This is a genomic window from Aeromonas sp. HMWF015 (assembly GCF_963878965.1).
Lineage (GTDB): Bacteria > Pseudomonadota > Gammaproteobacteria > Enterobacterales > Aeromonadaceae > Aeromonas > Aeromonas veronii.
The window spans coordinates 1-8923 of record NZ_CAWNZT010000009.1 but is presented as its reverse complement, the minus strand read 5'-3'; the positions used below and the strand labels follow the sequence as shown (position 1 = coordinate 8923).

9 protein-coding genes are annotated in these 8923 nt (G+C 58.4%); 7 read left to right on the top strand and 2 right to left on the bottom strand.

What is annotated here, in order from left to right:
* From AACS18_RS00455 to AACS18_RS00425, 7 genes are all read left to right on the top strand, one after another.
* Nucleotides 1-435, top strand: a 435-nt coding sequence (locus AACS18_RS00455) for a chorismate-binding protein (RefSeq protein WP_181363233.1), incomplete at its 5' end; no start/stop codon positions are given.
* A gap of 32 nt (nt 436-467) precedes the next feature.
* Nucleotides 468-2225: a 2-succinyl-5-enolpyruvyl-6-hydroxy-3-cyclohexene-1-carboxylic-acid synthase gene (gene menD, locus AACS18_RS00450; RefSeq protein WP_108611980.1), complete on the top strand. Its 1758-nt coding sequence runs from the start codon at nt 468-470 to the stop codon at nt 2223-2225.
* A complete protein-coding gene (menH, locus tag AACS18_RS00445) occupies nt 2185-2982 on the top strand; it encodes a 2-succinyl-6-hydroxy-2,4-cyclohexadiene-1-carboxylate synthase (protein ID WP_108611979.1) in 798 nt (265 codons plus the stop codon). The genes menD and menH overlap by 41 nt, the downstream gene beginning before the upstream one ends.
* Nucleotides 2975-3835 carry a 1,4-dihydroxy-2-naphthoyl-CoA synthase gene (menB, locus tag AACS18_RS00440; protein ID WP_005363149.1) on the top strand — a complete coding sequence of 287 codons (861 nt, stop codon included), beginning with the start codon at nt 2975-2977 and terminating at the stop codon, nt 3833-3835. The genes menH and menB overlap by 8 nt, the downstream gene beginning before the upstream one ends.
* Nucleotides 3835-4764 (top strand): o-succinylbenzoate synthase, encoded by a 930-nt coding sequence (gene menC, locus AACS18_RS00435; protein ID WP_108611978.1) that lies wholly within the window; start codon nt 3835-3837, stop codon nt 4762-4764. The genes menB and menC overlap by 1 nt, the downstream gene beginning before the upstream one ends.
* The gene (gene menE / locus AACS18_RS00430; protein ID WP_108611977.1) at nt 4757-6160 is read left to right on the top strand and encodes an o-succinylbenzoate--CoA ligase; all 1404 of its coding nucleotides are present in this window, start codon (nt 4757-4759) and stop codon (nt 6158-6160) included. Before menC ends, menE begins: the two co-directional genes overlap by 8 nt.
* 301 nt (nt 6161-6461) lie before the next feature.
* Complete coding sequence (locus tag AACS18_RS00425) at nt 6462-7697, top strand: winged helix-turn-helix domain-containing protein (protein WP_108611976.1); 1236 nt, start codon at nt 6462-6464, stop codon at nt 7695-7697.
* 2 nt (nt 7698-7699) lie between these two features.
* Here the strand turns inward: AACS18_RS00425 and AACS18_RS00420 are convergent, their stop codons facing one another.
* On the bottom strand, nt 7700-8251 hold the full coding sequence (locus tag AACS18_RS00420; RefSeq protein ID WP_108611975.1) for a fimbrial protein: 552 nt from the start codon (nt 8249-8251) through the stop codon (nt 7700-7702).
* A gap of 11 nt (nt 8252-8262) precedes the next feature.
* A partial coding sequence (locus tag AACS18_RS00415) for a fimbrial protein (protein WP_181363232.1) occupies nt 8263-8923 on the bottom strand: 661 nt, incomplete at its 5' end.

Here is an 8923-nt window from a genome sequence, read left to right as displayed (position 1 = left end):
CTGGTACATGCCGACATCCTCAGCCGATTGGCGCCACTGACCCACGATGCCACCCTGACCGAGCCGCGCATTCTCAAACTGCGGCTGCTGCAGCATCTCAAGTGCGATATCGAAGCCGAGCTCAAGCCCGGGGTCTGCGACTGGCAGCTGCTCGACGCCCTCCACCCGACGCCGGCGGTGGGCGGTGCTCCGCGCGAGGCAGCGCTCGCCTTTATCCGCAAGTTCGAGCCCTATGATCGGGGCTGGTACGCCGGAGCCTGCGGCATGCTGAGTCGGGAGACGTCCGAGTTCTCGGTCGCCATTCGCAGCGCCCGTATTCAACCGGGCAGCGTTACCCTGTTTGCCGGTGCCGGCATTGTCGCCGGTTCCGAGCCTGTCGCCGAGTGGGCCGAACTCGACAACAAGATCGCCAATGTGCTCTCCCTGCTGGGATAGTCATTCACCCTTTTCACGCTACGAGAGCCCCTATGCCCACCCGTAAAGAGCCTGCCAGCGAAGAGTTTGCCTGCACACCGTTTTCGAGCCAGCACGCCACCTTCAACCACGTCTGGTCCTCCCTCTTGCTGGAGGAGCTCTTTCGCCTCGGGGTGCGCGACATCGCGCTGGCCCCCGGCTCCCGCTCCGCGCCGCTGACCATGGCCGCCGCGGCGCATCAGGGCTTTCGTCGTCACTTGCACTTTGACGAGCGCGGTCTCGGCTTTATGGCGCTGGGGCTGGCCAAGGGGAGCAACCGGCCGGTGGCGGTGATCATGACCTCGGGTACTGCGGTGGCCAACCTCTGGCCCGCCGTGGCAGAGGCCCAGCTCACCGGCGTGCCGCTGATTATTCTCTCCGCTGATCGCCCTCACGAGCTTATCGACAACGGCGCCAATCAGGCGATCGACCAGCAGGGGATCTTCGGCCGCTACCCCGTCTATCAGCAGAACCTGCCGAGCCCCACCCCGACCATTCCGGCGGCGTTTGTGCTGAGTTCGGTGGACCAAGCCTTGGCCAAGCAGGCGCTCACCCCCGGGGTGGTGCACTTCAACTGCATGTACCCCGAGCCCCTTTACCCGGGCGAGCACTATCAGGATTTCTCCGACTATCTGGCCCCCCTCGGTGACTGGCTCAACTCGCAGACGCCCTGGAGTCCATGGCAACAGAACGAGGCCACCTGCCCCCCTCAGGCGGAGTGGGAACCCTTTCGCCAACAGCGCGGCATCGTTGTAGCTGGCCGTATTACCGACCCGAATCAGGCACAGGCCGCCGCCGCGCTGGCGGAGCAACTCGGCTGGCCGTTGCTGGCAGATCTGCAGAGCCAGATCCGCTTCGATAGCCGCAACCTCATCCACATGGATATGGCGCTCAACGACCCTGAATTCGTCGCCGAGCTGGGCCGCGCCGAGGTGCTGCTGCAATTTGGCGCTCGACTGGTCTCCAAGCGGCTCGGCCAGTTCATCAAACAGCATTCATGGCAGGATTACTGGCTGGTGGATCCGCAACCGGCGCGGCTGGATCCCGACTACCGGCTGCGCAACCGGCTGCTCTGCAGTGCCAGCGCCTTTGCTGCGGCCCATCCGGTCACCACACAAGCCCCTTGGCACACATTGGCCGAGCTGCAACACAACGCCAGCCAGCAGATCGCCGCCGCCTGCGAGCACTTCTCCGAGCTTGGGGTCTGCCATCGCCTCAACCGCCTGATCGAAGGCCAACTGTTTGTCGGCAACAGCATGCCAGCCCGACTGATGGATATGCTCGGCGAAACGGGCAAGGGGCCGAGCCGGGTGATGACCAACCGTGGCGCCTCCGGCATCGATGGCCTGATCGCCACCGCCTACGGGTTTGCCCAATCAATCGAGCAGGACAGCGATGAGCCCACCACCCTGCTGCTTGGTGATCTCAGCGCCCTGCACGATCTCAACAGCCTCGCCCTGCTCAGCAAGGCGAGCCGACCGCTGGTGGTGATCCTGCTCAACAACGATGGCGGCAGCATCTTCCGTATGTTGCCGGTGCCCACCGAAGGGGAGCTGCTGGAGAGCTACTACCGGCTGCCCCACGGTCTCAGCTTTGAACATGCCGCCGCCATGTTTGGCCTCGCCTATCGGGCGCCGACCACACTGGCCGAGTTCGAACAGGATTACAGCGCCGCCCTCCAACATGGCGTTACCTTGATCGAGATCCGGGTACCGAGCGAGCAGGTGGCCGATGATCTCAAGGCGCTGGGGGCCGCCATCCGTGGCAAATAAAAATGCCCATGTGCCGCTGGTGATGCTACACGGTCTGCTGGGGGATGGCGGCGACTGGCAACCGGTGATCGACCGGCTGCCCGCCATCCGCTGCATCGCCCTCGACCTGCCGGGCCACGGCCAGCATAGCGCTCTCAACGTCAGCGACTTTGAGCAGAGCCACCAGTGGCTGGTCGCCGAGCTGGCCAGCCGCAACATTGAACGCTATCTGCTGGCGGGTTACTCGCTGGGTGGGCGACTGGCCCTCTATCACGCCAGCCGCGAGCCAGCCGGGCTGCAGGGGCTGCTACTGGAGAACTGCAACCCGGGGTTACCGGCCTGTGAACGGGCCGCCCGCATCCAGCACGATGAACAGTGGGCGCGGCGCTTCGAGCGTGAGCCCCTGGCTGACGTGCTGGCAGACTGGTACCGGCAAGGGGTGTTTGCCGATCTTGACGATGCGGCCCGGGCCCGCCAGATCGCCCGCCGCCTTGGCAACGACGGTCAGGGCATCGCCACCATGCTGCGCGCCACTTCGCTAGGCAAGCAGCCGGATCTCGTCCCCTGGCTCATGGCGAGCCAGCTGCCGGTCACCTGGGTGAGTGGCAAGCGGGATCACAAATTCCATCAGCTGGCTTGCCAGCTGGCGAACCAGGATCGCAGAATCAACCACTTGGTGCTGGATGGCGGCCATAATCTGCACGCCCATCAGCCTGATAACTTTGCCCGACTCCTCGCGGAGTGGGTCAACCAACAAGAAGAGACGAGTCATGATTGAAGCAATGACGGAAGCTGAACTGTATGCTCCGGTTGAGTGGCAGGATTGCTCCGCCGGTTACGAGGACATCCTCTATCACAAGTCCAACGATGGTATTGCCAAGATCACCATCAACCGTCCCCAGGTGCGCAACGCCTTCCGTCCCCGTACCGTCAAAGAGATGCTGCAGGCGCTGGCCGATGCCCGTTATGACGATCAGATCGGCACTATCATCCTGACCGGTTTTGGCGAGAAAGCCTTCTGCGCCGGCGGCGACCAGAAGATCCGTGGCGACTACGGTGGATACCGGGATGACGAGGGGACTCACCACCTCAACGTGCTCGACTTCCAGCGCGACATCCGCACCTGCCCGAAACCTGTGGTTGCCATGGTAGCGGGCTACGCGGTCGGTGGCGGCCACGTGCTGCACATGATGTGTGACCTGACCATCGCCGCCGACAACGCCCAGTTTGGCCAGACCGGCCCGAAAGTGGGTTCCTTCGACGGCGGTTGGGGGGCTTCCTACATGGCTCGCATCGTCGGCCAGAAAAAGGCCCGCGAAATCTGGTTCCTCTGCCGCATGTACGATGCCCGGCAAGCCCTCGACATGGGTCTGGTCAACACCGTCGTGCCGTTGGCAGAACTGGAGCGCGAAACCGTGCGCTGGTGCCGTGAAATGCTGCAAAACAGCCCGATGGCGCTGCGCTGCCTGAAAGCGGCCCTCAACGCTGACTGTGATGGTCAGGCTGGCTTGCAGGAGCTGGCGGGCAATGCCACCATGCTGTTCTACATGACCGAAGAGGGTCAGGAAGGCCGCAACGCCTTCAACGAAAAGCGTCGCCCCGACTTCTCCAAATACAAGCGGAACCCCTGATGACACTAGCCCTGTATCGCTATCAACTGCCTTTTACCCAGCCACTGACCTTTCACGGCAAGGTGGAGGTGGCGCGAGAGGGGCTGTTGGTGCGCATCAACGACGGCTGGGGGGAAATTGCCCCCCTGCCCGGCTTCTCGAAAGAGAGCCTGCAACAGGCAGAGGCAGAAGCCCTTGCCACGCTGGCAGCCTTGGCCGCTGGCGACACCCCGAACCCCGTGCTGCCGTCGGTGCAATTTGGCCTCGACTGCGCGCGCCGGACATGGCCCGAGCAGCGCAACCCGCTGCCGGAGCCCTATCCCCTCATTCAAGGCTCCCCCCAGGAGCTGCTGCGCAACTGGAAAGAGTGGCTGCACCGCACGCCCGGCAAGGCCAAGCTGAAGGTGGCGCGCTACCCGATGCGTGACGAGCTGGCGCTGATCCGCCTGCTGTGCGACCGCATCCCCTCCCTCAAGCTGGTGCTGGATGCCAACCAGGGCTGGACTCGCGAGGAGGCGTGGACCTTCTGTGGCCACCTCGACCCGAATCGCATCGAGTATCTGGAAGACCCCTGCGCCGACTTTTCCGACATCGCCTTTGTCGCCAACTGCACCGGCATGCCGGTAGCGCTGGACGAACTACTGGCACAAGGCAAGCCGTGGGAGCCGATCCCGCAACTGCGCGCACTGGTGCTCAAGCCTACCCTGCTCGGTTCGCTGGCCAACTGCGAAGCGCTGATCGCCCGCGCCCGCGAACTGCGGCTCAAGGTGATCATCTCCTCCTGCTTCGAATCGGATCTGGGCCTGAACCAGCTCTTTCATCTGGCAGGCGAATGGGCTCCCGAACAGGCGCCGGGTCTGGATACCCGCCGCTGGATGGCGGGCAACCTGCTGGGGGAAGATGGCAAACCGGACCTGAGCCGACTGGAGCAACTGTATTACCGTGATTGAACCCACCCGTTCACCCGAACAGACACCTTGCCCGGTACGCCACCGGGCAATCACAGCCCCGAACCGCATTGCCATCCACGCAGTCTCCCCCCTCAGTTATCGCCAGCTCGATGCCCGCCTCAACAGCCTGTGCCAACAGCTGGAACAAGCCGGAGTGCGTCGTGGCGCTCATCTGGCGGCGGTGGTGCGCGGTGCGCTGGAAGATGTGCTGCTGGCGTGGGCCTGCGTGCGCAGCGGCGTGGTGTTCTGCCCGCTCAACCCCGCCTTCCCCCTCGAAAAGCAGCGCGAGCTGGCGGTACAACTCGATGCCGATGCCTTCTGGTCGGCAGGGGAGATCCCGGCTGGCAACTGGCAGCCCCTGCAGCTCGACTTCACGCGCGAACTGCCGGCAAGCGAGGAAACATGGCCGCTGGCATCGACCCAGCTCAACAACATGATCCTCACCTCGGGCTCCAGCGGCACGCCGAAAGCGGTGGTGCACCGGCTCTGCAACCACCTGGCCTCGGCACGCGGCTCTGCCACCCTCATTCCCCTCGATGAGAAGTCCGGCTGGCTGCTCTCCCTGCCACTGTTCCATGTGGGCGGCTACGCCATCCTGTTTCGGGTCTTTTTGGCGGGTGCCACGTTGGTGCTAGACGATCGCAGTCAGCCGCTCAAGGCGCGGCTTGAACAGCAACCCATTACCCATCTCTCGCTGGTGCCGACCCAGCTCTGGCGCCTGCTGGCAGAGGGTTTTGATCCCGCCCGTACCCGCCTGCGCGAATTGCTGCTCGGTGGCGCCGCCATCCCGCAACCGCTGGTGAGTCGCCTCTGCGCCATGGGGCTCGAACCCAAGGTGAGCTATGGCCTCTCCGAGATGGGCAGTCAGGTCTGCACCGCGGTCCCCGGCGATGCAGGCGTAGTTGGCAAACCGCTACCGGGGCGGGAGGTGTACATCCGGGAGCAGGAGATCTGCGTGCGCGGCGCCCCCCTGTTTGCCGGTTACTACCGAGATGGCGAGCTGGAACTGCCCCTTGATGACGAGGGCTGGTTTCATACCCGCGACAAGGGGAGGTTCACTGCGGCACGGGAACTGCTGGTAGAGGGGCGGCTCGACAACCTCTTTATCTCGGGTGGCGAAAACATCCAGCCCGAAATCATAGAGCAGCGACTGGTAGATCATCCCGCTGTCGCCCAAGCGCTGGTGGTGCCGGTACCGAGCGACGAGTGGGGGCAACGCCCCGCCGCCTTTATCGACTGGCACGGCGAACCGGTTCCCGACTCCGAACTGGCAGCCTGGATCCGCAGCACCCTACCCGGCTTTATGGTGCCCGACCACTGGCTCCCCTGGCCCAATCTTGGCGGCAATCTCAAGCCACAGCGGAAACAATTTCAGAATATCATTAGGTCGCAATAATTATTCATGCGACAAAAATTGACACCGTGGAGCCATCCAAATACACATATGGCTCAAAATAAAATGCTGGTGGTATCAAAATCCTCCTCCTTAGTCTGAATAAGTGAGAACGATTACATAAACGGCCTTTTTTTTGCACATTTTTTGAACCAAATTAATTGGCTGTAGTACCATACCCTCCACCATGCATTTAGTAGGAAAGCTAACCATATGATAATAAAAGAAATTGACGATTTATCATTATTTGAACAAAGACTGCATGGTGGTAAAATGCACTCCTTGGCAGTAAGACGAGTCACACATGAGTAACAAAATTTATAAAATTGCAGAGGATATCTTTTTCTCCGCTGCAATATTCCGACTCTCGAAAGGGGACAAGGACATCAAGCTCAGCAACAAGGAAGCCGAGCTACTCGAAATGCTGTGTGATGAGGCAGGCACTGTCATTCCAAGAAGCAAACTGCAGGATGCCTTGTGGCCAAATCAGGACAATACCGATACCAATTTGAACCGGCAGATACTCTCGTTGAGAAGAAAGCTGGAATCCTTCGGCTTAATGGATGCGATCGATACCATTCCACGGGTTGGCTATATGTTTTGTGCTCCGATTGAGCTCGCAGGGGAAAGTGAAGAGCCAGCACCAGCGGAAGAAATTCATGCGCCGACGCCTTCCCCTGCACCTCAAGCCAGGCGGCAATATACTCGCCGCAAATATGACCGATATTTCAGCCCAAAGCGTATTTTGCTGTTTGCATTGCTGCTGGTCTCGCTGACTTCACTAGCCCTCGTCATTTATAACTATGCGACAGCAAATACACTACGCACTATCAATTTAGGTCAGATTTCTCTCTATATGACCAGCGAGACGGAAAAAGCACTGAATGTGAAAATAGATTCACTGACGCCCTTGATAAAACCAGTTTCACGTAAAGCTGATGAGCAGATTTCAATTCTGGTTGGAAAAGAAGCCATCAGCTATTTTTCCATCAACAATAGTAGCAGGAAATTATCCGAAAATATCTTCCTGTTGCGTAGCGGTCACCCTGTGGCCGAAGAAGTTCAATGCGTTATCACAACCATGAACCAGCAGGGAAATAATGTTTCCAACAACTATTACAATAATCAAGAGACCACAGTCAGATATCACAGAGATTGTCAGGCACCAGACAACTGGGTAGAAATGACCAGAAAGAGTAAATATATTGTGACCATGAACAGAGAAATAGTAGTGGCCACCGTGATAGCCACTGACAATCAGGGAAAGACGCTGTTCAATCTGGATTCTGTTGGGGATCTGGAGCGGGATAATGGCGATATTTCGGTTGAGATAAAAAATACCATTGTCAATTTCATTGACCAGCAGGCGCTGACCAATAACGCTCTGGTCGCCACTCTGGTCGCGGCGCTAACGCCCCCCAAACAAAAAGCCAAGTTCATTCAATTGCCCGGAGGTATTTACCTTTCCAGTTATCTAGGTGGCGTCATCACCTGGCCCAGCCATGGCAATACAAAAGTCATCCAGCGCAATGATTTCTGAGTTTATTCATAAGCAACGATGAAATTGGCGACGGCAGAATAGTCGCCAGGCTGGATGTTCTTGGCGGTCAATGCCGCTGGATGTCCTTCGACCCTGGCAAAAAATTGCAGCTCATTATCTGCCGCACCACCTAGCAGATAGCCGCGGGAGGCACTACCCAAATTCAGAGGTGATTGAGCCACGTCATACAGGCGGATGCCTGCCCCCTTGGCAATCCCAGCCGTGAATGCCAATCCGCCGCTTAGTTCGGTATCCTGCGAGCCAGTAAAGGTCACCTTGGCCATGCGGAAAATACCCGGCTTGCAATTGGTCAGACGAATGAAGAACGGCACTAGCTGCCCGACTCCGTTGGCATAGAGTTCCTTCACGTCAACTACCCCCATCTCGACCTCCTGATCAAGGGATTCAGGAGAAACCACACATGGCTGATCGATGATCCTGCCATGGAGATGGACCGTATTGCCAAGCAATTCCAGGTCATTGCTGGCACGAGGAGCCGCCGTCACGGCCAGCATCGGGCAAAGCGCCAAACCTATCCACAATGTCCGCAACATATTACAACTCCTCACTGGAACTCGGCAACGATGGTGGCAGTCGCATAGAAATCGCCCGCCGGAATATCTGCACCTGACGGGGTTACCGGTGCCGCGATAAAGCCCCAGTCACCGATATTTCCCTGCATGGAAACCGGATAGAAGGTATTCAGCTTCAGCTGAGAACCATCCAGCTGTTTGAATTTTATCCCTAAATCGGAAATAACATTTCCACCTTGATAGCCATCCCGAGTTGTCCGCAGATAGTCTTGACTGAAAGAGGTTGGTTTTCCAGAAATACCAAGATTGATCTTCAAAGCATCCCCTTCGAAAACACCACCACGGCATTGAAATGTCAGAGGAACCGTCTTTTCAAAGTTATTTCCATCCAATCCCGACCCCGGCAAATCACCAAACTCTACTTCAATGGTCTGCCCACCATTGATCACGCACTCTTCTGGTACATATAAAATTGCAGATGTAATCGTAATTCTAGACATTGGCAAATTATTAAAGTCTGTCGTTGTAGCCCCTAGACGGCCATACATCTCTACAACTTGACGATCTGATATTTGCACACCATTAATTATTTGTTTTCTCACGCGAAAAGTTACCTTTCCACGGCTACCACTTTCGAAATTATTTATTCTTGTCTCTTTCCCTTTAGTACAAGAGTAATTTGGGTAATCGTTA

Coding starts and splice junctions, on each gene's coding strand:
- menH (WP_108611979.1), top strand. CDS start 2,185: ATGATCTCAAGGCGCTGGGGGCCGCCATCCGTGGCAAATAAAAATGCC.
- menB (WP_005363149.1), top strand. CDS start 2,975: ATGATTGAAGCAATGACGGAAGCTGAACTGTATGCTCCGGTTGAGTGG.
- menC (WP_108611978.1), top strand. CDS start 3,835: ATGACACTAGCCCTGTATCGCTATCAACTGCCTTTTACCCAGCCACTG.
- AACS18_RS00420 (WP_108611975.1), bottom strand. CDS start 8,251: ATGTTGCGGACATTGTGGATAGGTTTGGCGCTTTGCCCGATGCTGGCC.
- AACS18_RS00425 (WP_108611976.1), top strand. CDS start 6,462: ATGAGTAACAAAATTTATAAAATTGCAGAGGATATCTTTTTCTCCGCT.
- menD (WP_108611980.1), top strand. CDS start 468: ATGCCCACCCGTAAAGAGCCTGCCAGCGAAGAGTTTGCCTGCACACCG.